At 72.5% G+C, this 21,037-nt stretch carries 22 protein-coding genes; 8 read left to right on the top strand and 14 right to left on the bottom strand.

Translation table 11 applies throughout. The features are described 5' to 3' along the window. Positions 1 to 30 precede the first annotated feature (30 nt). Both EXU48_RS15905 and EXU48_RS15900 read right to left on the bottom strand, forming a co-directional pair. Positions 31 to 708 carry a methionine ABC transporter permease gene (locus tag EXU48_RS15905; protein ID WP_133108659.1) on the bottom strand — a complete coding sequence of 226 codons (678 nt, stop codon included), beginning with the start codon at positions 706 to 708 and terminating at the stop codon, positions 31 to 33. Continuing rightward, a complete protein-coding gene (locus tag EXU48_RS15900) occupies positions 705 to 1,682 on the bottom strand; it encodes a methionine ABC transporter ATP-binding protein (protein WP_133108658.1) in 978 nt (325 codons plus the stop codon). The genes EXU48_RS15905 and EXU48_RS15900 overlap by 4 nt, the downstream gene beginning before the upstream one ends. A gap of 212 nt (positions 1,683 to 1,894) precedes the next feature. Between EXU48_RS15900 and EXU48_RS15895 the strand changes: the two genes are divergently transcribed. From EXU48_RS15895 to EXU48_RS15880, 4 genes are all read left to right on the top strand, one after another. Beyond that, entirely contained in the window at positions 1,895 to 2,299 is a 405-nt protein-coding gene (locus EXU48_RS15895) for a helix-turn-helix domain-containing protein (RefSeq protein ID WP_235857062.1), read from the top strand. Between the two features lie 35 nt (positions 2,300 to 2,334). Next, positions 2,335 to 2,769: a VOC family protein gene (locus tag EXU48_RS15890; protein ID WP_133108656.1), complete on the top strand. Its 435-nt coding sequence runs from the start codon at positions 2,335 to 2,337 to the stop codon at positions 2,767 to 2,769. A gap of 234 nt (positions 2,770 to 3,003) precedes the next feature. Beyond that, entirely contained in the window at positions 3,004 to 3,876 is an 873-nt protein-coding gene (locus EXU48_RS15885; RefSeq protein WP_133108655.1) for a hypothetical protein, read from the top strand. Continuing rightward, positions 3,876 to 4,565 (top strand): 4'-phosphopantetheinyl transferase family protein, encoded by a 690-nt coding sequence (locus EXU48_RS15880; protein ID WP_133108654.1) that lies wholly within the window; start codon positions 3,876 to 3,878, stop codon positions 4,563 to 4,565. The genes EXU48_RS15885 and EXU48_RS15880 overlap by 1 nt, the downstream gene beginning before the upstream one ends. A gap of 80 nt (positions 4,566 to 4,645) precedes the next feature. Here the strand turns inward: EXU48_RS15880 and EXU48_RS15875 are convergent, their stop codons facing one another. Beyond that, positions 4,646 to 5,758: an MFS transporter gene (locus tag EXU48_RS15875; protein WP_207947772.1), complete on the bottom strand. Its 1,113-nt coding sequence runs from the start codon at positions 5,756 to 5,758 to the stop codon at positions 4,646 to 4,648. A gap of 273 nt (positions 5,759 to 6,031) precedes the next feature. On the opposite strand from EXU48_RS15875, the gene EXU48_RS25515 reads away from it, so the two are divergent. Then, positions 6,032 to 6,193: an addiction module protein gene (locus tag EXU48_RS25515; RefSeq protein WP_165962853.1), complete on the top strand. Its 162-nt coding sequence runs from the start codon at positions 6,032 to 6,034 to the stop codon at positions 6,191 to 6,193. 154 nt (positions 6,194 to 6,347) lie between these two features. On the opposite strand, the gene EXU48_RS15865 is transcribed toward EXU48_RS25515, so the two are convergent. The 4 genes from EXU48_RS15865 to EXU48_RS15850 form a co-directional block, all read right to left on the bottom strand. Further along, on the bottom strand, positions 6,348 to 6,998 hold the full coding sequence (locus EXU48_RS15865) for a vitamin K epoxide reductase family protein (RefSeq protein WP_235857061.1): 651 nt from the start codon (positions 6,996 to 6,998) through the stop codon (positions 6,348 to 6,350). Positions 6,999 to 7,102: 104 nt separating this feature from the next. Further along, positions 7,103 to 9,793: an ABC transporter permease gene (locus EXU48_RS15860; protein ID WP_133108651.1), complete on the bottom strand. Its 2,691-nt coding sequence runs from the start codon at positions 9,791 to 9,793 to the stop codon at positions 7,103 to 7,105. Next, positions 9,793 to 10,545, bottom strand: a complete 753-nt coding sequence (locus EXU48_RS15855; protein WP_133108650.1) for an ABC transporter ATP-binding protein — start codon at positions 10,543 to 10,545, stop codon at positions 9,793 to 9,795. Before EXU48_RS15855 ends, EXU48_RS15860 begins: the two co-directional genes overlap by 1 nt. After that, complete coding sequence (locus EXU48_RS15850; protein ID WP_133108649.1) at positions 10,542 to 11,156, bottom strand: PadR family transcriptional regulator; 615 nt, start codon at positions 11,154 to 11,156, stop codon at positions 10,542 to 10,544. Before EXU48_RS15850 ends, EXU48_RS15855 begins: the two co-directional genes overlap by 4 nt. A gap of 101 nt (positions 11,157 to 11,257) precedes the next feature. On the opposite strand from EXU48_RS15850, the gene EXU48_RS15845 reads away from it, so the two are divergent. Next, positions 11,258 to 12,013 carry a hypothetical protein gene (locus tag EXU48_RS15845; RefSeq protein WP_133108648.1) on the top strand — a complete coding sequence of 252 codons (756 nt, stop codon included), beginning with the start codon at positions 11,258 to 11,260 and terminating at the stop codon, positions 12,011 to 12,013. A 32-nt stretch (positions 12,014 to 12,045) separates the two neighbouring features. Here EXU48_RS15845 and EXU48_RS15840 read toward each other — a convergent pair whose 3' ends face one another. Together EXU48_RS15840 and EXU48_RS15835 are read right to left on the bottom strand one after the other, a co-directional pair. Continuing rightward, complete coding sequence (locus EXU48_RS15840; protein ID WP_133108647.1) at positions 12,046 to 12,846, bottom strand: MBL fold metallo-hydrolase; 801 nt, start codon at positions 12,844 to 12,846, stop codon at positions 12,046 to 12,048. Continuing rightward, positions 12,843 to 13,769 (bottom strand): phosphotransferase, encoded by a 927-nt coding sequence (locus EXU48_RS15835; RefSeq protein WP_133108646.1) that lies wholly within the window; start codon positions 13,767 to 13,769, stop codon positions 12,843 to 12,845. The genes EXU48_RS15840 and EXU48_RS15835 overlap by 4 nt, the downstream gene beginning before the upstream one ends. Before the next feature lie 119 nt (positions 13,770 to 13,888). Here EXU48_RS15835 and EXU48_RS15830 point away from each other — a divergent pair, with 119 nt between their 5' ends. Together EXU48_RS15830 and EXU48_RS15825 are read left to right on the top strand one after the other, a co-directional pair. Continuing rightward, positions 13,889 to 14,344: a YciI family protein gene (locus EXU48_RS15830; RefSeq protein ID WP_456238533.1), complete on the top strand. Its 456-nt coding sequence runs from the start codon at positions 13,889 to 13,891 to the stop codon at positions 14,342 to 14,344. Then, positions 14,341 to 15,525 carry an RNA polymerase sigma factor gene (locus EXU48_RS15825; RefSeq protein WP_133108645.1) on the top strand — a complete coding sequence of 395 codons (1,185 nt, stop codon included), beginning with the start codon at positions 14,341 to 14,343 and terminating at the stop codon, positions 15,523 to 15,525. Before EXU48_RS15830 ends, EXU48_RS15825 begins: the two co-directional genes overlap by 4 nt. Before the next feature lie 54 nt (positions 15,526 to 15,579). Here the strand turns inward: EXU48_RS15825 and EXU48_RS15820 are convergent, their stop codons facing one another. The 5 genes from EXU48_RS15820 to EXU48_RS15800 form a co-directional block, all read right to left on the bottom strand. Then, positions 15,580 to 16,038 (bottom strand): LppA family lipoprotein, encoded by a 459-nt coding sequence (locus EXU48_RS15820; RefSeq protein ID WP_165962851.1) that lies wholly within the window; start codon positions 16,036 to 16,038, stop codon positions 15,580 to 15,582. Positions 16,039 to 16,049: 11 nt separating this feature from the next. Beyond that, positions 16,050 to 17,705: an alpha/beta hydrolase gene (locus EXU48_RS15815; RefSeq protein WP_133108643.1), complete on the bottom strand. Its 1,656-nt coding sequence runs from the start codon at positions 17,703 to 17,705 to the stop codon at positions 16,050 to 16,052. Between the two features lie 2 nt (positions 17,706 to 17,707). Beyond that, a complete protein-coding gene (locus EXU48_RS15810; protein WP_133108642.1) occupies positions 17,708 to 18,019 on the bottom strand; it encodes a hypothetical protein in 312 nt (103 codons plus the stop codon). 149 nt (positions 18,020 to 18,168) lie between these two features. After that, on the bottom strand, positions 18,169 to 19,629 hold the full coding sequence (locus EXU48_RS24550; RefSeq protein WP_165962850.1) for a hypothetical protein: 1,461 nt from the start codon (positions 19,627 to 19,629) through the stop codon (positions 18,169 to 18,171). Between the two features lie 123 nt (positions 19,630 to 19,752). Then, entirely contained in the window at positions 19,753 to 21,024 is a 1,272-nt protein-coding gene (locus EXU48_RS15800) for a hypothetical protein (protein WP_133108641.1), read from the bottom strand. Positions 21,025 to 21,037 lie beyond the last annotated feature (13 nt).

The following is a 21,037-nucleotide window of genomic DNA, read 5'->3' as shown; positions in this document are numbered from 1 at the left end:
GGGGTCAGCGATGGTGTGTCAGATGGGTGGTCAGCGGTGATCGACGAGCCGGGCGGCCCGGTCACCGAGGAACTGGATGAGGAAGACGATCGCGAGGATGACGATCACGGCAGCGAACATCACGGCGACGTCGAAGCGTTGGTAGCCGTAGGTGATCGCGAGGAAGCCGAGCCCGCCGCCGCCGACCGCACCGGCCATAGCGGAGTATCCGACCAGCGCGATCATGGTCACGGTGAACCCCGCGATCAGGGACGGCAGCGCCTCCCGGACGATCACTCCCCCGGTCATCCGCAGCCGGGAGGCGCCGACCATGAGGGCCGCCTCGATCTTGCCGGGAGCGACCTCCCGGGCGGAGGTCTCCACCAGCCGGGCGTAGAACGGCACGGCGCCCACGGCCAACGGCAGCACCGCCGCCTGCCAGCCGAGCGGGGTGCCGACCACCGCCCGGGTCACCGGGATCAGTAGGATGATCAGGATGATGAACGGGATCGCCCGTCCGACGTTCACCACGGCGGAGAGCACCGCGTACAGCACCGGAACCGGGCGGGTGCCGCCCTTGCCGGTGGCGTGCAGGACCAGCCCGAGCGGCAGGCCCACCAGCGCGGTCCAGAAGGACGAGAACACGACCATGCCGAGCGTCTCGAGCGTGGCTTCGGGCAGCTTCTCGGTGATCGCGGGGTTCGCGAGCAACTCGTCCCACCAACTCATGCGACGTCCTCCTCGACGGCGAGCCCTGCGGCCCGCAACCGACCGAGCACGGCGGCCCGGTCGCCGTCGGGCACGTCCAGGTGCCACCGGCCCACCCGGACCCCACCCAGGGTCTCGATCGCCCCGGCGACGACGTGCGCGTCCGGCTCGGTCGCGATCGCGTAGAGGGCGTGCGCGATCTGGGCCTGCGCACCGCCGGCGCTCACCTGCACGAGTGTGCGCTGGTCGGCCACGCCGACGTCCGGCACCGGAACGAGAGCCTGGGACAGTTTCGAACCGGGCCGGGTGACGACGTCCGCGAGTGGCCCGGACTCCACGATCCGGCCGTCGGCGAGCAGGGTGGCGGCGTCGCAGACCTCCCGCACCACGGAGGTCTCGTGGGTGATGATCACGACCGTGATACCGAGCCGGTCGCGCACGTCTCGGATCAGCCGCAGGATCTGCCGGGTGGTCGCGGAGTCGAGGGCCGAGGTGGGTTCGTCGCAGAGCAGCACCGCGGGCTCGGTCGCCAGCGCCCGGGCGATGCCGACGCGCTGCTTCTGACCTCCGGACAGTTGCGCCGGGTAGGCGTCACCGCGGCCGCCCAGCCCGACCAGGTCGAGCAGTTCCGCAACCCGGGTTGCGCGCTCCGCCCGGGGCACACCGGCGACGGCGAGCGGGTAGGCGATGTTCGCCGCCGCGGTGCGCGCCTCGAACAGGTTGACGTGCTGGAACACCATCCCGATCCGGCGCCGGGCCCGCCGCAGCTGCGTCTCGCTGAGCACGCTCACCTCGGCGCCGTCGACGACCACGGACCCGGTGGTGGGCCGCTCGAGCGCGGTCAGGCACCGGATCAGCGTGGACTTGCCGGCGCCGGACTGTCCGACGATGCCGTGGATCTGCCCCTGGGGGATCTCCAGGCTGATGCCGTCGAGTGCCACGACCTCGCCGCTGCGGGTCGCGTAGACCTTCCGCAGGTCCTGGAGCGTGATCATGCTGGCTCGATTCGGTGGGGGACGACGGCGGAGCGTCGCGGGGGTCTGGAAGGTTCCGGCGGTCCGGGGTCGGTTCGTGGCGGCGCGCGTACGTGCGCACCGGCGCCGCGCCGGCCAACCGACGGTAGGCTGCCGCGCCGCCTACCACCGGCCGACGCGAATTCGTCTCATCATCTGAGATCGGCCGGGCGGAGGAGGATCGCAGCCGCAGGATGCTGCGGGCTCGGGACCTCAAGGATCGCGCGTACGCCGAGCCTTTGGACATCCCGACCCTGGCCGCCGTGGCGCACGTCTCGCCGGCCCACTTCATCCGCAGTTTCCGGTCCGTGTTCGCCGAGACGCCGCACCGGTACCTGCAGCGTCGCCGCGTCGAGCGGGCGATGTTCCTGTTGCGTCAAGGCGATCGCAGCGTCACCGAGGTCGGCCTCGAGGTCGGGTTCGCCAGCCTCGGCACGTTCAGCCGGACGTTCACGGCGATCGTCGGGGAGAGCCCGAGTGCCTACCGTCGGCGGGGGCCGCTCCCGGCCGTGCCGTCATGCTTCGCGATGCGCTGGGCCCGTCCGTCCGAGCACGCGCCGACGCCAGAGACCGGCAGCGAACCGAGCAGTTTCGGATAAGCAGTCGCCCGGGTCACCTCCCCAGGCTGGTCGGCTTGATCAACAACCTGACCATCTCGCAGATCTTCGTGACCGACCAGGACGAGGCGCTGGACTTCTACGTGAACACGCTGGGCCTGGAGCCCTCCGCCGACGTGGACTCCGGACCGATGCGGTGGCTCACCGTGCGGGTGCCCGGCACCGACCGGGAGATCCTCCTGGAGCAGCCGGGGCCGCCCGGGTACGACCCGGAGACCGTCGAGGCGGTGCGCGTGATGGTGAGCAAGGGTGCCTCCGGCGGCACGCTGATCTTCAGCACCGACGACGCCCGCGCGGCGCACGGCGAACTCGTGGCCAAGGGGGTCGACCTGCCCGAGGAACCCACCGAGCAGCCGTACGGGATCGACTTCGGGTTCCGGGACCCGGCCGGCAACCACATCCGGATCACCGAGCCGCGACCGCTGCCCCCGGGCTTCGGAACCGCAGGCTGACCCCGGTCAGCGGGCTTCGCTCGCATCGGACAGCCGCTCGCCCTGTCGGAGCCCCGGCGGCTCGGCCGCACCCATGACGCTCAGGCTAGTCCTGAAGTCGGCATCGGTGGTGGCGAGGCGGCTGAGACGCGTGGGCGAACGCGCGGAAGACCCCGGTGAGCCGGCCGGACACCGGGTGCTTCCACGCGTTCGGCCGGAACTCGCCACCCGGTGGTCGGCCCGTAGGATCGTCCGATGCAGCCGATCCCTCGCTTCTGGGAGAAGGTGGTGAGTCCGGCCACCGACGCCGACGGCAAGCCGCTGCGGCTGACGATCTGGGGCTGGTCCACCACGTCGCTCGGCCACGCCCGGGAGGTCGCGGGACGACGGCTGGCCGAGACCGTCGCCCGCCTGGCCGCGGGTGCCCGGCTGGGCCGCTACTACCCGCGGATGCCGCTGCGCGAGCAGACCCTGCAGGAGTTCCACGGCACCGACGGCACCCTCATCGCCGCGACCACCCGGAACCGGTACGGCGCCGAGGTCCTGAACACCGACCGGGTGCTGATCGCGGATGTGGACCTGCCGCAGGCGCCGACTCCGCTCGTGCGCGCGGGCGGGCTGCTGCGGCGCTTGCTCGGTGCTGGGACACCCGGGCCGGAGCCCGCGGCCGACCCCGCGGCCCTCGCCCTGAACCGGGTCCGCGCCTTCGACGCGGCACATCCGGAGCTCGGTGCGCACGTGTATCGGACCGCCGCCGGCCTGCGGGTGGTCATCACCGGAACCGCCGCGGCGCCGGACTCACCCGAGGCCGACCGGATCCTGCAGGAGCTCGCCGCCGACCCGGTGTACGTGAGGCTGTGCGCCACCCACAAGACCTACCGGGCCCGGCTCACCCCGAAGCCCTGGCGTTGCGGAGCACCGCGGATCACCATCACGTGGCCCTACCCCGACCAGGACACCGCCGAGCGCACCGAGGCCTGGATCCGGACCTACCGCCAGCGGAGCCGGCCGTACGCCACCTGCCATCTGATCGAGCGGCTCGGTGCCACGCCGGGCCGCGACGAGGGTCTGATCCTCGACATCCACGACCGGGCCACGGTCGCCGGCCCCGAGGTCCCGCTCGCCTGATGGGCACCCGGGCGCTCCCTCGTCGGGGGGAGGTGACGCTGTGGTGGGCACCCCTGACCGCGGCGGACCCCGCCTGGCTCGGCCTGCTGGACCCGGTGGAGGCACACCGGTACGCCGGCTACCGGCACCCTGCCGACCGGGCCCGGTTCCTGGTCGGTGCGGCGATCGTGCGCGTGCTCCTCGGCCGGGACCTGGGCACCGCTCCCGCACTCGTGCCGTTGGAGCGCACCTGTGCCCGGTGCGGCCGCCCGCACGGCAAGGTCCGCCTGGCCGAACACGTCCGGGTACCGAGCCGCCGGCCGGAGGTGTCCGTGTCGCACTCGGGTGGCTGGGTGGTGGTCGCGGCCGGGCGCGACGGCCCGGTGGGGGTGGACGTCGAGGTGGTCGACGCATCGCTGGATCACGTGGCTCTGGCGCGGGTCGGCCTCGGCGATCGCGACGTGGCCGCTCTGGCGGACCTGCCGGAGCCGGACCGGGCCAGGGAGTTCGCCCGCCGGTGGGTGCGCATGGAGGCGATCCTCAAGGCGACGTCACCGGCGCTGCCCGAGGATTCGCCGCAACTCCAGGTGCACGACGTCCCGGTGGACGAGCGCCACCGTGCGGCGGTCGCGATCGTCGACGCGCCGCGGGCACGCGTCCTTGAGCGGGACGCCCGCACGATCCTGCCGCCACCGGGCCGAGCGTGCTGACGTGGCAGCCACGAGTGCACTCCCACCCGCTCGAGAGTGGCAGCCGGACCCTCCCCGGCACCCTCGTCCGGCGGGTGGGCTCAGCCGTCCTGGCGCTGAGCCCGGCCCAGGGCCGGTCGGATCACCAGCGCGAGCCCGAGCGCGCCCGCACAGGCCCCGACCGTCACCGCATAGGCCCCGCCGTAGCCGCTCCGGTCGGCGAGCTGCCCGGCCAGGCTCGAGCCGAGCGCGTAGCCCAGGCTAGTGGAGGCGGCCAGTGCCATCATGGCGGCGCCGAGGCGTCGGGGGTCGACGGTCGCCTCGCACGCGGAGTACACGGTGATCAGGTACGGCGCCACCGCGAGTCCGAGCAGGAGCAGCACCCCGGCCAGGGCACCGATCGAGTGCACCGCCAGCAATGGCACCGCGAGCACCGCGAGCGCGGCACCGAACACCGGGAGCCGGTCCGCGAACGTGAACCTGGCCGGCAGGCCGGCGATGGTGAGCCCGGCGACCACGCTGCCGACGCCGAGCAGAGCATGCAGCAGCCCCGCGTACCCGGCCTGACCCGCCTCGGTCGCCAACGCCGTCGTCCCGGTCTGGACGGAACCGAAGACCATGCCCACGCAGAGCGTCCCGAGAGCCAGACCCACCAGCAGCCGGGTCAGGACCGGGCCCGATCGGGGCCCGACCGGGTGGCCCGCCACGATCGCGGCCGTGGGGTGCAGCGCGAACCAGAGCCCGAACACGGCGAGCAGGACCGCGGCCAGGATCAGGGACCCGGACGGGGACACGAACGCGGCCCCCAGTCCCACGAGTGCGGGACCGAGCACGAACGAAGCCTCGTCCGCGGAGCCCTCGTAGGAGAACGCCGCCGAGGTGAGCCGGAACCGCTCAGCCCCCTTGTCGGCCGTCAGTTCACGCCAGCGCACCCGCGCCATCGTGCCGACCTGCGGCAGGAACAGCCCGGTGGCGCCGGCCACCGCCGCGAGCGCCTGCCAGGGTGCCCCGACGCTCGAGAGGACCACGAGCAGCGACAGCCCCGCGGACCCGGCCACGGACTGCACGAGCAGCACCGGTCGCTGCCCGATCCGGTCACTGATCGCGCCGCTCAGCGGCGAGCCGATCGCGTTCGTGACGGCGATCGCCCCGGCGGCAACGCCCCCCGCGCCGTAACTGCCGGAGACGCCGGCGACCAGCAGCAACGTACCCATCTGGGACATCGCGAGCGGAAGCCGGGCGACGAACGCCACGACCACGTACGCCCGTCCGGTCAGAGCGAACAGGCTGCGGTAGGAGGAGATGACGGACAGGGCGTCTCCCGGGGTCGACGAGGTGCGCTCCTCCCACCCCGGTAGCGCTGATCCCTGGATTGTGGGGTCAGTTTATCGGGTTGTGCCACGATTCGGACGAGGCCCCTCCCACCCCCAAGGCTCTCGACGCCGCGGAGCGCCTGGAGGCCCCTCACTCACCAGCTCCTGCTCAGCGTGGACCAGGATGCCGACGTGGAGCGGGAGGCCATCGACGCGGCGTGGAACGAGGTCATCGACCGGCGTGTCGCGGAGATCGTGAGCCGCAAGGCGAACCTCGTTGACGGTCGCGAGGCGCATGCCCAGGTCCGTGCCGAGATCGCCGCGCTCCGCCAGTGATTCTCGCCTGGCGCGAGCACTCCGAAGCGCTGGATGAGTACCGTGCCGCCGCGACGTGGTACGAGACGAGTCGCCCCGGATGAGGCGATGTATTCATGGACGGCACCGACGCTCGAAGGCTGAGCTGACCACTGGCCGCTTCCGCGGAAGCGCCTCACGTGAAGAGCCGCACCCCGTGGGTCAGCAGGATGGCCAGGACGACCAGCCCGATCAGGATCGCCGGGATCAAATGGTCCGCGCCGGATCGGACCATCGAGGCTGCCCACTCCTGCGCCCGCGGGCGCAGGTACAGGTTGCCCTGCACCACGTTCAGATGCAGGAGGGTGAAGAACGTGATCGTGGTGAACACGGTGATGGTCAGGCACCACGGGCACAGTGCCCCGATCGCGGTGAGCGACTGCACGAACAGCCAGTACGCGAAGACCAGGCCGAGCGCGTAGCCGATCTGGGCGGCCAACAGGAACCAGCGCGGGAACCGGGTCCCGCCGAGGCCGGCGACGGCGATCGTCAGGATCACCGGTTCGGTCGCCACCCCGATGAACGCGTTCGGGAAGCCGAACACGTTCGCCTGCCAGGACTGCGCCACCGTCGCGCAGCTGACGACGGCGTTGAGGTCGCAGCTGAGGGAGGCGGCCGGTTCGGCGGCGAGGATGACGGCGTCGATCGCCAGGACCGCCGAGGCGATCAGGCAGACGATGGACGAGACGATCATGGTCGCGAACAGCAGCCCTGGGCGGTGCCGCCGGCCTCGGAAGATGGCTGGCGCATCGCCGACGTCCGGCTCGGGGACGGGCGCCGTGCTCACGGTCCCACTGTGGTCGGTCGATTGTCGCCAGTGGTGGGACGTACGTCCCGACCCGACGGCGGCCGGCACCGTCGCGGCTGGCGCTCACCTGCCGTTGGCGCTGCTCACTGCGCCATCCGGCGCACCATCGGTAACCGTGACCGGGTGAGCACCATGGCGCCGCCGATCGCCAACACCGGAAGCCCGAGGGCGAGCAGCGCCACGGCGGGCCAGGGTACGACCGTCTCCCACAGCGCACCCCACTGGCCGGCGGTCCGTTGCCACAGACTCAGGACGTAGCCCAGCAGCAGGCCGGTCCCGACCCCGACGACCGCGCCGATGACGGCGATCACGCCCGCCTGCGCGCCGGCGACCTTCCGGCGCAGGCCCGGGCTGGCGCCGATCGCGGCCAGGGTGGCGAGATCAGGGCGAGACTCGGCCGCCGCGAGCCCGACGCTGAGACCGGTCGCCGCCAGCGCGATCGCGAGCGCGGCACCGGCCACGATCAGGCTGTTGCTCAGCGCGTCGCTCGAGTTCTGCAGGCCCTCGACCGAGAGGCCACCTCCCGAGCCCACGTCGGCGAGGAGGCGTCTGAGGTGGTCCACGTCGGCCTGCGCCAGCGGGGCCTGGGCCCCCACGAGCGCACCGATCGGTGCCACCCGTGCCGCAACGCTCGCCGGGTCGAGCTGGTCGACGACCTCCGGCGAGAGCAGCAGGCCGTACGACCAGTGGCGCCAGTCGACCACGTGCGCGGGCACGGCCAGTTCGACCGGATCGGCGGTCTCGTTGCCGGCATCGTCCCGCGACGCGGCCAGGGTGAGGTGCACCATCCCGTCCGGCCAGATGACGTCGGGATCGTTGACGAGCACCCGCCCGTCGGCGAGCGCGGCGGCCGCCTCGTCCGCGCCGGGCAGACCCGCCGCGGCGACCATGGTGCCGTCGTCGACCAGGAGCTGCGCACCCCAGCCGTAACCGCTCGTGAGGAGCCCGGCGGCGCACCGCTCGTCCTGCGCCCGTTGTTCCTCGGTGAGGTCGTCCGCACACACGGTGGCAGGGTCCGGCTCCGCCCAGAGCTCCACAAAGCCCGCCGGGTCGTCCGGGATCAGGCCGAGCACGGGTGTGAACGCCGCGTCGGGCCGCGCCGCCCTGACCACGCTCAGGGCATCGTCGAACGAAGCCTGGGCGTCCTGAGCAGGGTCGATGAAGGAGTAGGTGGTCAGGTAGCCGGTGCCGTCGGCGGCCATCGGCGCCCAGGACGCATCCTGGGCCCGTGCCTCGCTGGTGCTGAACACCATCGCGGCGGTGGCCGCTGCGACGGCGGCGAGCACGGCCGCGACGGCCGGCGCGGTCCGGCCGCGCTGCCGGTCGGCGTCCCGCACCGCGATCCGGACGGGAGCCCGCAGTCGCGGTCCCAGCCGGCCGAGCAGCGCGATGATCCCACCGGCGGCGAGGATCAGGCCGACCTCCATCACGATGACGCCGGCGACGAGCATGAGCATCGTGGCCCGCGTCGCGCCGACGATCGCCAGCCCCAGACCGACCACGGTCAGGCCCACGCCGATCCAGGGCACCCGCCGTCGGGGGGTGGCCTGGGAACGTCGACCCGCCAGAGCCGCGACCACGTCGGCACGCGAGGCGGAGCGCGCAGGCAGCCAGGCCGCCGCGAGCCCGAGCAGGACCGCGACCCCGGCGACCGCCGCCAGTTCCCAGGTGGGCAGCACGAGGTTCGGCGGCGGGTAGTCACCGCGGCTGTTGACCAGATAGATGATCGCGCCGCCGAGCAGTCCCAGCGCGATCCCGACCAGCGCGGCTCCGAGACCGGCCACCAGGCCCGCCGACAGCACGATCCGGCGCAGGTCCGCGGGCCGTCCCCCGGTGGCGGCGACGAGCGCGAGCTGGCGGGTGCTCCTCTTCGCCCCGACGGCGAACGCCGGGCCGACGAGCAGCACCACCTCGAGCAGCCCGATCCCGGCGACCGCTGCGACGAGGCCTATCGTGCTGGACTGTGCGCTCGTGCCCGGGTCGAACGTCGCGTAGTAGGGCACCTCGGCGCGCGGTGGCGGGTCCAGGAGTACGGCTCGGCTGACGGCGCCCACCCCGATCTCGTTCAGGGCGAGCACGTCGGGCCAGGTGACGGGGACGGGACCGAGCACGTACCAGGAGCTGGAGAGCTCGCCATCGCCAGGCAGGGTGTCCTGGGCGGCCAGCCCGGACTGGTCTCCGTTGCGCATGACCCCCACAAGGGTGGCCGGCACCTCGCTCTCACCGGAGGCGATCGTGAACGCGTCGCCGAGATCGAGCCCCAGCCGGTCGACGAGCCGCGCGGCGAGCACCACGTCCCCCGGTGCGGACGGGACCTCGCCGGAGGTGAGCGGGAGCAGCCCGGGCACTCGTTCGGCATCGGTCGCGGCGAGGACCTCGTCGCCGATCCGGACCTCATCGGTGTACAGGTCGACGCCGAACTCGTGCCGTGCGACGAGTTCGGCTCCGGCCGGCACCAGTGCCGCGATATCGGCCTCACCGACCTCCTCGACCGGCTGGTCACTCAGGCAGGTCCGCCCGCCGGTGGGCACCTGTTGGATCGCGAAGCCGCACGGGTCCACCGTGACCAGCGCCTGGGCCTGATCCCCCAGCGTCTGATGCAGCGTCGTCGCGACGGTCGGGCTGGACGAGCGGATCACGGTGGCGACGAACGTCGCCCCCAACACCGGCAGCGCGATCATCGCGACCACGAGCAGGGTGCGGCCACGGTGGCGCCACGCGTCCCGGCGGGCGATCCGCAGCGACGCCCGCCAGCGGGTCAGCCTGCGGTCCATCAGTCCTCCCGGTGCCGCGGACCGGAGCCGGCCAGGAGCGCCTCGGGCTGGTCGTCGGCGGTGCTGTCCACGAGCACGCCGTCGCGCAGGAACACGGTCCGGTCCGCCCACGCCGCGAACCGGGGCTCGTGGGTGACCAGCAGCCCGGCCGCGCCGGCGTCGACCCGGGCCCTCAGCACCCGCATCACCGCCTCGCCCGTCACCGAGTCCAGGGCACCGGTCGGCTCGTCGGCCAGGACCAGCCGACGCGGGCCGACCAGCGCCCGGGCGATCGCGACCCGCTGCTGCTGGCCGCCGGAGAGCTCGTCCGGGAACCTGTCCGCGAGGTGGCCGACGCCGACCTGCTCCAGCGCGACGAGTGCCTCCCGTCGCGCCTTGCGCAGCCGGACGCCGTCGAGCTCGCGCGGCAGGGACACGTTCTCCGCCGCGGTCAGCGCCGGGATCAGGTTCAGGTCCTGGAAGACGTAACCGATCCGCCGACGGCGTAGCGCGGCTCGGCCCTTCGCGTCCAGGTCCGAGAGGGCTTCGCCCGCGAGCCGGACGGCGCCCGCCGTCGGGGTGTCCAGTCCGCCGGCGAGGTTCAGCAGGGTGGACTTGCCGGACCCGGACGGGCCCATCACGGCGACGAGCTCGCCCATCCGGACGGTCAGGTCGACCTCGTCGAGGGCCCGGACGGCGCGGACGCCCTCGCCGTGCACCCGGGTGGCGCCGACGAGTTCGAGAATGACCGGCGCGGTGCCGACAGTGCTCATCGCCGGCTCCGGGTCGCCGCTGCCGAGTCGGCGCGGCCGGCGGCCGAGTCGGCGCGGCCGGCTGGGATCGCGTCGGCCGCAGCTCGGCTCGCCCGGGCCTCGACGTGGTCGAGCCAGCGCATCTCCGCCTCCGCGGAGAACACGTGGTGATCGAGCACGAGCGACCAGGCGAGGTCACCGCCCGGGCGAGTTCCGCCGTCGGGCTCACCGGCCTTGAGTCGCGTGAAGTCGCGCAGGGCGCGCATCGTCTCGCTGCGCTGCCTCTGCACGACGGCGCGGATGTCCACGCCGGGGGCGCCGACGGCGAGCGCGAGCTTGATGACGAGCTCGTCCCGCTCCGGCGCACCGCGCCGCACCGGGGAGAGCCACCAGCCCTGGGCCGCGGCCCGCCCCGGCTCCGTCAGCGCGAACCGCTCGACGTCCCCGTCCCCATCACCGTCGTCGGCCCGTTCCACCAGCCCGTCCCGCTCCAGCCGCTGGATCGTCGTGTAGACCTGCCCGATGTTCAGCGGCCAGGTGCCGCCGGTGCGGGCCTCGAACTCCTTACGGAGCGCGTACACCCCCATCGGCTCCTCGATGAGCAGCGCGAGCAGGCTCTGCTTGACGGACATGGCACCCCTCCCATGCCGCCACCATGGCGGCGATTACCCAGTAACCATAGCTTACTCGGTAACCATGCCTAACCCTGGCTCGCCGGTGTCAGACTGGCCCGATGATTCCGATGGGCTCCTCCGATCCGGACAAGGTGGTGGGCGAGAGCTACGCCGGTGTGTACGTCGCGGCCACGCGGGACGCCGTCGCCGCCGAGCTGGCCGGGGCCGCCTTCACCGGATTCGTCGGGCCGCAGGAGGGCCGCTGGGTGCTCGCGGTCGCGACGAACGCACGCGGGACTGTCGCCGCCGGCAAGCGGACCATCGACGCCCTGGCCCGCGACCTGGCGAGCAGCCTCCGTGCCGTCGCGATCGCCGTGGAGGTGGACCGGGACGAACGGTTGCGGCTGTGGGCCTACGAGGCGGACGAGCGGATCGGCCGCTTCGACAGCGCACCCGAGGATGACGAGGACCTCGCCGTCGGTCAGATCCCGCTGGACGAGTTCGGCGACCCGCTGCCGGAGGCGATGCTCGCACTCGGCGGCTCCGGCGCGCAGAGTGCCGTCGAGCTCGTTCGCGTCTGCGTGAGCCCGGGAGCGCCCGACGACGAGGAGTCCGACCCGGCCGAGGACGTCGAGGAACTCCTGGACGAGGAGTTGACCGAGAGCGAGAGCGAGTCGGACCGGTTGCGCTCGGTGCTGCGGCTGCTCACGCTGCCGACCTGGTTGATCGCATCCGCCTCATTGCCGAGGGACGTGCCCGGCGGCCCGCGGGCCGGTCAGATGCTCCATCTGCGCACCGGGAGGACCGGAGTCGCCGGCCTGACCCTCGGGGCACTCTCGGAGAGGACCCGCCGGAAGTTCAAGCCGGACGCCTGATCCGGACCCCTGAATCCGGGGGCGCGGCTCTGTCAGTCCGTCTCGGGGTCGAGGCCGAGGTGGGCGAACTGCGCCTGCACGATCCGGGCGCAGGCCGCCGCGAGCTTCGGGCCCTGGTCGCCGTAGACGGCGCGCACCACTGCGCGGACGCCGTCGGCGCCCTGCCCGACGGCGGTGCGGACCTGGTCGAGCCGGTCCAGCCGGTGCTGGTGTACTCCGGCGACGAAAACGGCCGGATCCTCGATCATCGCGCCGTGCCCGGGGGCGATCCGCGTGACCCGTCCGGCGTCGATGTCCGCGGCGATCGCGGCGAGGGTCGCCAGGTAGGCACCGAGATCACCGTCCGGCCACATGATCACCGTCGTGCCGCGGCCGAGCAGGGTGTCCCCGGACAGCAGCAGCGTCTCGACGGGCACCCGCACCAGCACCGAGTCCGCTGTGTGCCCGGGTGCGAGGTGGACCACCACCTCGAGATCCCCGAACCGGACCGACTCCCCGTCCATGAACGCGGTGCCGCGGCCCGCTCCCCGGACGGGCGCACCCGTGAGATGGGCGAGCCGTTCGGCGGCGCCGGCGTGATCGAGGTGGTGGTGGGTGAGCCAGATCGCGGCGACCCGGCCGCCGTCGGCCTCGGCACGCGCGCGGACCCGGTCGAGGTGTGCGAGGTGCTCGGGGTCGGCGGGATCCAGCGGCCCGGGATCGACCACCAGGACCTCCGCGCTGCCAGGCTCGCGGAGCAGGTAGGTGTTCGTGCCCTCCAGCGTCATCGGGCCCGGGTTGTCACACCGGAGGAGTTCGACCCGGTCGGTGATCCGTGTGTTGTGCGCCGTCATTCCCGCTCCGCTCCCTGGTGCGACCGTGTGTTCCGCAGGTACGCCACCCAACTGTGACACTCGTCGACCCGCCGCAGGCCGAGCTCCGGCGCTGCCCACATGAGCACGCCCGCGGCGTCGACGATGCCTACCAGGTCGAGCGCGACCGGTAGCAGGCGACGCTCGGTCGCGGTGAGTTCCCGGGTGCGTTCGTATCCGGCGACGACGGCGTCGGCCAGGTCCCGCGGTAACCGTCGGTCGTCGCGGTCAAGGGCGAGGTAGAACAGGGCCCGGGCGAGGTCGAGGACGAACGCTCCGTGGTTGAGTTCGTCGAAGTCGAGGACTGCGGTCACCGCGTCGCCGGCGACCAGGAGGTTGTGGCGGTGCAGGTCGTGGTGGAGCGGCCCGGACGGCAGGTCGCCCAGGCGGGCGAGGTCGGCACCGTGCGCGTCGAGGAAGGTCCGCATCCGCGAGTGCCATTCATCGACGCCGTCGAGGTCGGGGCGGGACTCCAGGGCCTGGTCGATGAGGCCGAGCCGGTCGATCGTGGGCATGCGCGCGTCGGACCACCCGGTGGCGATCAGGTGCAGCCTCGCCAGCAGCTCGCCCATCCGCCCGGCCAGCGCGGTGGTGATCGCGTCGGGGACCACGCCCGGCACGAGCGGGAACAGCGCCACCGGTGAACCTGCCATCACCAGGACCGCTCCGGCACGGGTCCGCAGTGGGGCCGGCGTCGGATACCCCCGGTCCGCGAGGAAGGAGACCAGCCGTAACTCGGCCCGGATCCGCTCGGGATCGGAGCGCCGGTACCCGCGCAGGACCACCTCGGCACCGCCGGTGTCGAGGCGCAGGTTGTGGTTGTCCTCGCCGCCGACGAGCGGGACCGCGGGGCCGGTGGCGTGCAGGTCGTACTCGGCCAGGATCGCGGTGACGTCGAGGTCCATCACGATCCGCGCACCTCCTTCCGTTCCGCTTCCGTCGGTCGTTGGAGGCTAGCCGGAGCGTCCAGCAGAATTCGATGCCCGGCCGATGTCGAGAACCGGCGCAGGGTTCCGTCCCAGGGGTGAGGGCAGCCACAATGGCCGCCACGACCCAGGAGGATCCCATGGCCAAGTACCTGTTGCTCAAGCACTACCGCGGCGGCCCGAAGCAGATGCCGAACGCCGAGACGCCGATGGATCAGTGGACACCACAGGAGGTGACCGACCACATCGCGTTCATGGACCGGATGGCCGACGACCTGCGCGAGCGGGGCCAGTGGGTCAGCGGTGCCGCACTCTCCCCGGAGGGCACGTTCGTCCGGTTCGACGGCGAGGGCCGGCCGCCGGTCACGGACGGGCCGTTCGCGGAGACGAAGGACGTGGTCGCCGGGTGGATGGTGATCGACATGGACACGCTCGAGCAGGCCCATGAGGCGGCCGCATACCTGTCCTCGGCACCGGGGCCGGGCGGTCTGCCGCTCCAGGAGTGGATCGAGGTGCGGCCGTTCCTCGGCAATCCGACGACCGTCACCGAATGACGGCGTCGGGGACGGCGAACGGCGCGTTCGAGGCGCAGGTCGACCAGGGCGACCTGCTCAAGACACTCGTCCCGCAGGTGCTCGCCGTCCTCGTCCGACGCGGTGCCGAGTTCGCGGCGGCCGAGGACGCCGTGCAGGAGGCCCTGCTCGAGGCCGTCCGGCGCTGGCCCGACGGCCGCCCGGACGACCCGAAGGGCTGGCTCGTCACCGTCGCGTGGCGCAAGCATCTGGACGTGCTCCGCTCGGAGGCGGCCCGCCGCCGCCGCGAACTGGTCGACCACGCCGAGCCGCCGGCCGGACCGGCGCAGACCGATGACGACACCCTGCTCCTGCTGTTCCTGTGCTGCCATCGTGACCTGACGCCGTCGTCCGCCGTGGCCCTGACACTCCGCGCGGTCGGCGGTCTGACCACCAAGCAGATCGCCGCGGCCTACCTCGTTCCCGAGGCGACCATGGCGCAGCGGATCAGCCGGGCGAAGCGGACGGTCGCCACGCAGGGGGTGCAGGGCCCCGGCGATCTCGGACGGGTGCTGCGAGTGCTGTACCTGATCTTCAACGAGGGGTACGGCGGCGATCTGGACCTGACCGCGGAGGCGATCCGGCTCACCCGCCAGCTCGCCGCTGGAACACAGGACCCGGAGGTGGCCGGGCTGCTCGCGCTGATGCTGCTGCACCACGCCCGTCGCGAGTCCCGGTTCACGGCCGACGGCGCCCTGGTGCCGCTCGCAGAGCAGGACCGGTCCCGCTGGAACACCACCCTGATCGCCGAGGGGATCGGCATCCTGCAGGCCGCGCTGGACCGGGACCGGCTCGGCGAGTTCCAGGCGCAGGCCGCGATCGCGGCCCTGCACGCTGATGCGCAGCGGCCGGAGGACACCGATTGGACCCAGGTCCTGCAGTGGTACGACGAGTTGCTCGCGCTGACGGACAGCCCCGTCGTGGCGTTGAACCGCGTGGTCGCGGTCGGGGAGGCCGATGGTCCGCTCGCCGGGCTGCGTGCGCTGCGGGACGTGCCCGCCGACGTCCCGCGACGCACGGCGGTGTCGGCCCACCTGCACGAACGTGCGGGCGATCTGGGCGTGGCACGCGAGGAGTACCTGGCGGCCGCGCGGCTCGCCGCGAGCGGCGCCGAGAGGGACCACCTCACCCGACAGGCGGCGCGTCTGCACGGCCTGGGGTGAACCGGCCGGGCCGGCTTCCGCGGGAGCGGACCCCCGAGCCGCTCCCGCGGAAGGTCAGGTCTGCGGACCGGCGGGCTCCGGTGGGTGTTCCCACCGCAGCGGCCCGGTGCGCAGGGTCAGGATCGTGTTCGTCGCCATCCCGAATGTGTAGCGACCCCCGAGGGCATCGACCCCGAATATCTCCAGGTCGCCGGGCCGGTCCACGGTGACACCGCCGTCGGTGAACCCGTACGCGCGGCCGACCTCGGCGACCAGCCGCGCGGCGCCATGCCAGGTGTCGGCCGGGTAGGTGCCCTCGAAGGACCAGGTGACCAGACCCACCTGCTCGGCGGCGGGGTCCGCGCCACCGATCCGGGAGCGGCGCGGGCCGGGCGAGTTCGGCGACTCCCGCCAGGCCCGCTCGCCGAGGGCCCTGGCCAGCGCCGATGTCATCTCGTCGCGCATCGCGGCGTAGTCGGTGAGCACCTGCTCCATGCTCGGGGCCGTGCTCGAGGACTGTGCGTTCCGGTCCATGGGTTCGTCCATCAGTAGGTCCAGGGCAGCGGCCAGGAGAGGATGTCGCCGAAGCCACGGGTGTCGCCCTCGACGGTCTGCTCGGGCGCCCCGGCGATGATCGAGGCCATGTTGTGCTGGCTCATCGAACCCTCCGTCAGGTAGTCGTTGTGCCCGACGGACTCGCCGTAGGAGTTGCCGCCGACGGAGCCCGCCTCGGTGCTCAGGCCGGTGATCCCGTCGAGGTGCGACGGGTCGATGCCGAACGGCCCCAGGGCGCCCACGTCGGCGACCGCGTCCCGGCGGGCCTCGAGCCGGTACACGTGGCCGTCCGGCACGTCCAGGTCCTCGACGTGGGAGGTGCCGATGCCGGGAGATCCGTACAGGATCGCGTCGTCGACGCCGGTCTGCTCCTGCAGGGCCAGGCCGGTGGTGAGCGACCCGTAGGAGTGGCCGAGCGCCGTCAGGTGCGGGTCGGAGTCCCGGGCGGCGTCGAGCCCGTTGTAGAAAGCGGCGAGGTTCCCCGCGCCGGCCTCGGCCGGTCCACGTGTGGCCACGGACGATCCCGGATCGAGCACGTTGTCCCACTGGGGTGCCTCGTAGCCGAGCCAGGCCACGGCGGCAACCGTCCCGCCGTCGCCATACTTTTCCGCCTGGGCGGCCGACTGCTCGACGAGGTCGGCCATCTGGTTGTCGTAGCCGGCCATGCTGCCGGCCACGGTGGTGGTGAACCCGGGGGTGAAGACGGCGACGTGGTCGGCGGTGTCGACGTCCCCGTAGGCGATCGCGGCCATCAACTGGTCCGTCCCGGTGATGTCGAGCAGCAGCAGGTGCCGGTTGCCGAGCTCGAGGGTGTCCTCGACGGCGTCCAGTCCGTCGAGCTTCTCGGTCAAGGTCCGCGCGAGGCCGTCGTCGCCGGCCTCCCGGGCGGCCGCGAGCCGGTCGGTCAGGTCGGACCGGTAGTCACCGATGAGTGCCCGGTTCGCCTCGTCCCGCGCCCAGGCCGGGATGCCATCGACGTTCCCGATCCACTCGGGGTGCTCGCCGATGACTTCGGCCTGCTCGGCCTCGGTCAGGCCCTCCCACCAGGAGTTCTGGTCGTGGTCGCTCCCGCCGGGGGGCGGCGGGAGCACCTCGCGCTGACCGCCGGTGGTCCCGGTGGCCGCCGCCTGCGCGAGCGTGGCGGTTCCGCCGTCGACACCGCGGGCGGCGCTGCGCAGCGCCGCCGCGAGCGAGGCGTCCGCGTGGTCCGCGTTGCGCAGGGCCTGCTCGATCCGGTCGACGATCTCGTCGCGGACCGCGCGCCGGTCGGCGATCTCCTGGGCGTCGGTGAGCGCATCCCGCGCATCGGTGACCCGTCCGGTCGCGGAGACCGTGAACCCGTTGGCACCGGCCACGCTGGCCGCCTCGTCGAGTTCGCCGTGCGCGCGGGTGAGGGCGTCCGCCGCCGTGTCCAGGGCGGCGGCGACCTGTGCCACCTCGGCGACCAGGTCCGCGAGGTCCTCACGCAGCGCGGTGTGCGAGGCGGCGGCCGCGACGGCGGAGTCGGCGGCCCAGGTCGGCGGCGGGGCGCCGTCGTCGATCTCGTCCTGGAGCGCGACCAGCGTGCGTCGGCGCTGGACCATCGTGTCCGCCAGCAGCCCGAGCGCCTCGGGCTGCCAGGACCGTACCTGGGACAGCGTGGCCATGCTCAGCGCCCTCCCGGTGCCGGGCCGAGACGCGCGTATGTGGCCGCGCCCTCGCCGTCCTGTACCTCGTAGGCCTTCGCCGTGACGCCCATCGCCTCGATCTGTCGCTGCGCCGCGGTGTCCCAGGCGCGCAGGCGCCGCCGCCAGGCGGCGGCGAGCTCGTCGGCCGCACGTGCGCTGTCGCTGCCCTTGAGTGCGGCGGCCACGGCGGCGAGGTCCGCGTCGGTGCGCAGGGACGCGACGCCGTCGCGTGCCTCCTCGAGCCTCGTGGCGGCAGCGGCGAGGTCGGCCGGCACCACCTCAACACTCGCCACAGGACTCCCCACGGATCGGCACCCGGGTCCCGCCGCTCGCGGGCCCTCGTGGCACCGTATCGACGCCGCGTCGTCGACGCGATGGCCAGAGGTCCCCATGCCGGACCGCGACCGTGGGCGAGACCCACGGTCGCGGCCTCGGGAACCGGTCATCGTCCGGTGCACGTCCGGAATCCGACGAGCAGGCCACCGAGCACGATGAGCACCAGGGCGAGCCCGGTCGCCGCGGCCGCGGACACCGGACCGGTCTCCGCGAGCACAACGCCGGTCTCGGTTGCTGCCGGGCCGGATGCGTTCGACGGCATCGCGCCGATCGGAGCAGCGGGTACCGGCCCCTGCGGGGATCGGGCGCCCGGCTGGCTCGGCGGCGAGACCGTCGGCTCGGTCGGGATGGTCGCTCCGGTGGAGATCACGGCGGAGTCACCACCGACGCCGAGCGCGAGCTCTCCGACCGTGACCGGAACGGTGATCGGCGCCGTCACGGTGTTGTCGGCCACCACATCAGAGGCCACCTCATCGGAGGCCACGGCGTCGGATGAGCCCTCGTCACCACCGGTGACCACGTCCACCGGACCAGCACCCGCCGGAGCACTCGGACCAGTCGAACCCACAGCCGAATCACCCACGACCGCCAGCGCCACATCACCGACCGTCACCGGCACCACAACCGGAGCCGTCACAGTGTTATCGGCCACCACATCAGAGGCCACGGCGTCAGACGAACCGCCATCACCACCGGTGACCACGTCCACCGAACCAGCACCCGCCGGAGCACTCGGACCAGTCGAACCCACAGCCGAATCACCCCCGACCGCCAGCGCCACATCACCGACCGTCACCGGCACCACAACCGGAGCCGTCACAGTGTTGTCGGCCACCACATCAGAGGCCACGGCGTCCGAAGCCACCGCGTCAGACGAACCCTCGTCACCACCGGTGACCACGTCCACCGAACCAGCACCCGCCGGAGCACTCGGACCAGTCGAACCCACAGCCGAATCACCCACGACCGCCAGCGCCACATCACCGACCGTCACCGGCACCACAACCGGAGCCGTCACAGTGTTGTCGGCCACCACATCAGACGCCACCTCATCGGAAGCTACCGCGTCAGATGAACCGCCATCACCACCGGTGACCACGTCCACCGGGGTCGCCGGTGCTGCCTGGACCGCCGTCGCCTCCTCCTGCCCCTGCGAGGAAGAGACCTCCGCGTCGCCCAGCACCCCCAGCGCGACATCGTCGGTGCTCACCGGGACGCTGATCGGCGCCGTCACCGTATTGTCCGCCGCCACATCCTCGACGAGGGCATCGTCGCTCGCCGCGGGCTCCGCAACGACCTCCACCGGTTCGGATGGGGGCACGGCGGGAGCCGTGGGGTTCGCATCGGCCTCCGTGGAGTTCACTGTGGAGTCGCCGACGACTCCGACCGCGATGTCGCGGACCGTCACCGGGATCGAGACCGGCACCGTCACCGTGTTGTCCGCCACGGCATCGGTGATCACGTCACCTCCGACGGTGTCCTGGACGCTCGCCGCCAGGTCGTCGAGCAGGTCCCCCTCGGCCGCCTGCGCGGCGCCGGCACCGGCTATGACAAGACCGCCGGTCACGATCAATGTGCGTAATGCAGTTCTCACAATGGCATGCATGAATCCACTCCTGTTCGAATGATCTGAAATGTCCGAAAGTTGCTCGGGTTAATGCCGACGTGAGCAGGGCTCACGGGGCTCAGATCACCCAGGCGAGACAGGAATGTCGAACGGATCGGCGCTCACCCGCGGACCAATGTCGTCACCATCGATCGCGACGAGCCCAACGCGCGGCTGCACGTCGATGCTTGTCGCCGACGTGGCCTCGCCCGGGCGCGGCTGAGCGCTGGTCGGCAACGGGGTCTGGTCGTTCCCGGGAGCGGTGCCGAGTTGGCGCAGCGGTGCGCGCGCTGGCTCGTCGGCCGACCGAGGCGTGTCGGCAGGTTCCACCAACGGCGGATCACCCGGCGGACTGGAACCGACGAACTCCCCGACCAACTGCGGTGCGGGGACGAGATCGGCCGATCCCGCTGCCATCTGGAGTACGCCGACGGCGGGCGGACCGAGCCCGCGGACCGCCGCCGCGTCGTTCAGGTCAGCCGGGTCGTGAGCCGCCGCGAGCGGACCTGACGCATCGGGCGCCGGCGCGATCACGGCGCCCACCACCGGGGTCGAAAGATCCAGCACATCCACGACGACGCCGCCCGGAGCGCGTCCCACAAGGTCGAGCACGTGACGGACGGGCTCACGGATCGGGTCCAGGACCGGATCCACCACGGCGCGGACAGGTGCGGTCATCCCGGTGAGAACTGAGGACGCGGTGTCGAGCACCGGTTGCGTCACTGGGGCGAGTACGTGGTCGACGACCGGATCGGTCACCGGAGCCACCTCGTCCAGGATCGGCGCCGTGACGGGTTCGACCACCTCGGCAACCACCGGTTCGACCACCTCGGCAACCACCGGTTCGACCACCTCGGCAACCACCGGTTCGACCACCTCGGCAACCACCGGTTCGACCACCTCGGCAACCACCGGCTCGGCGACCGGCTCGACCACCTCCGCGACCACAGGCTCGGCGACCGGCTCGACCACCTCCGCGACCAGCGGCTCGAGCACTTCGAGCACGGGCTCACTCGCGCGCGACACAACGTCTTCGATGCCGACGTCCTCCGGTGCGGCGATCTCCTGCACGAGGCCGACTGGCCCGTCGAGCAAGCCGCCAGCCACCTCGGAGCCAGTCTCCGGCTGCTCCCCCGCCGCGGCCACGGCGATTCCGGCGCCGATCAGGACCCCTGCCGTGGCGGTGCCCAGGGCGAGGATGCCACGTCGCAGCCAGCGCACCACGACGCCACCTATGGCATCGGTCGCCGGATCTGCATCCATCGCTGGAATCCCCTGTGGCTCAAGAATGTGTTTCCACACGAGCCTTGCACGGCCGTCGTATTTGCGCCACCGGAAGCCCTTGCCCTGATTCACACGTTGCGATTGT

The organism is Occultella glacieicola, assembly GCF_004353825.1.
GTDB classification, from domain to species: Bacteria; Actinomycetota; Actinomycetes; order Actinomycetales; family Beutenbergiaceae; genus Occultella; species Occultella glacieicola.
Note: the sequence above shows the minus strand (reverse complement) of the source record. Positions and strands in the feature narration are given on the sequence as shown.

Bases quoted from the DNA above. Each gene is read 5' to 3' on its own strand.
- EXU48_RS15895 (WP_235857062.1), top strand. From the start codon at position 1,895: ATGCTGCGGGCTCGGGACCTCAAGGATCGCGCGTACGCCGAGCCTTTG.
- EXU48_RS15820 (WP_165962851.1), bottom strand. From the start codon at position 16,038: ATGGACCGGAACGCACAGTCCTCGAGCACGGCCCCGAGCATGGAGCAG.
- EXU48_RS15885 (WP_133108655.1), top strand. From the start codon at position 3,004: ATGCAGCCGATCCCTCGCTTCTGGGAGAAGGTGGTGAGTCCGGCCACC.
- EXU48_RS15880 (WP_133108654.1), top strand. From the start codon at position 3,876: ATGGGCACCCGGGCGCTCCCTCGTCGGGGGGAGGTGACGCTGTGGTGG.
- EXU48_RS15860 (WP_133108651.1), bottom strand. From the start codon at position 9,793: ATGGACCGCAGGCTGACCCGCTGGCGGGCGTCGCTGCGGATCGCCCGC.
- EXU48_RS15855 (WP_133108650.1), bottom strand. From the start codon at position 10,545: ATGAGCACTGTCGGCACCGCGCCGGTCATTCTCGAACTCGTCGGCGCC.
- EXU48_RS15815 (WP_133108643.1), bottom strand. From the start codon at position 17,705: ATGGCCACGCTGTCCCAGGTACGGTCCTGGCAGCCCGAGGCGCTCGGG.
- EXU48_RS15850 (WP_133108649.1), bottom strand. From the start codon at position 11,156: ATGTCCGTCAAGCAGAGCCTGCTCGCGCTGCTCATCGAGGAGCCGATG.
- EXU48_RS15900 (WP_133108658.1), bottom strand. From the start codon at position 1,682: ATGATCACGCTCCAGGACCTGCGGAAGGTCTACGCGACCCGCAGCGGC.
- EXU48_RS15835 (WP_133108646.1), bottom strand. From the start codon at position 13,769: ATGGACCTCGACGTCACCGCGATCCTGGCCGAGTACGACCTGCACGCC.
- EXU48_RS15845 (WP_133108648.1), top strand. From the start codon at position 11,258: ATGATTCCGATGGGCTCCTCCGATCCGGACAAGGTGGTGGGCGAGAGC.
- EXU48_RS15875 (WP_207947772.1), bottom strand. From the start codon at position 5,758: ATGGGTACGTTGCTGCTGGTCGCCGGCGTCTCCGGCAGTTACGGCGCG.
- EXU48_RS15825 (WP_133108645.1), top strand. From the start codon at position 14,341: ATGACGGCGTCGGGGACGGCGAACGGCGCGTTCGAGGCGCAGGTCGAC.
- EXU48_RS15905 (WP_133108659.1), bottom strand. From the start codon at position 708: ATGAGTTGGTGGGACGAGTTGCTCGCGAACCCCGCGATCACCGAGAAG.
- EXU48_RS15840 (WP_133108647.1), bottom strand. From the start codon at position 12,846: ATGACGGCGCACAACACACGGATCACCGACCGGGTCGAACTCCTCCGG.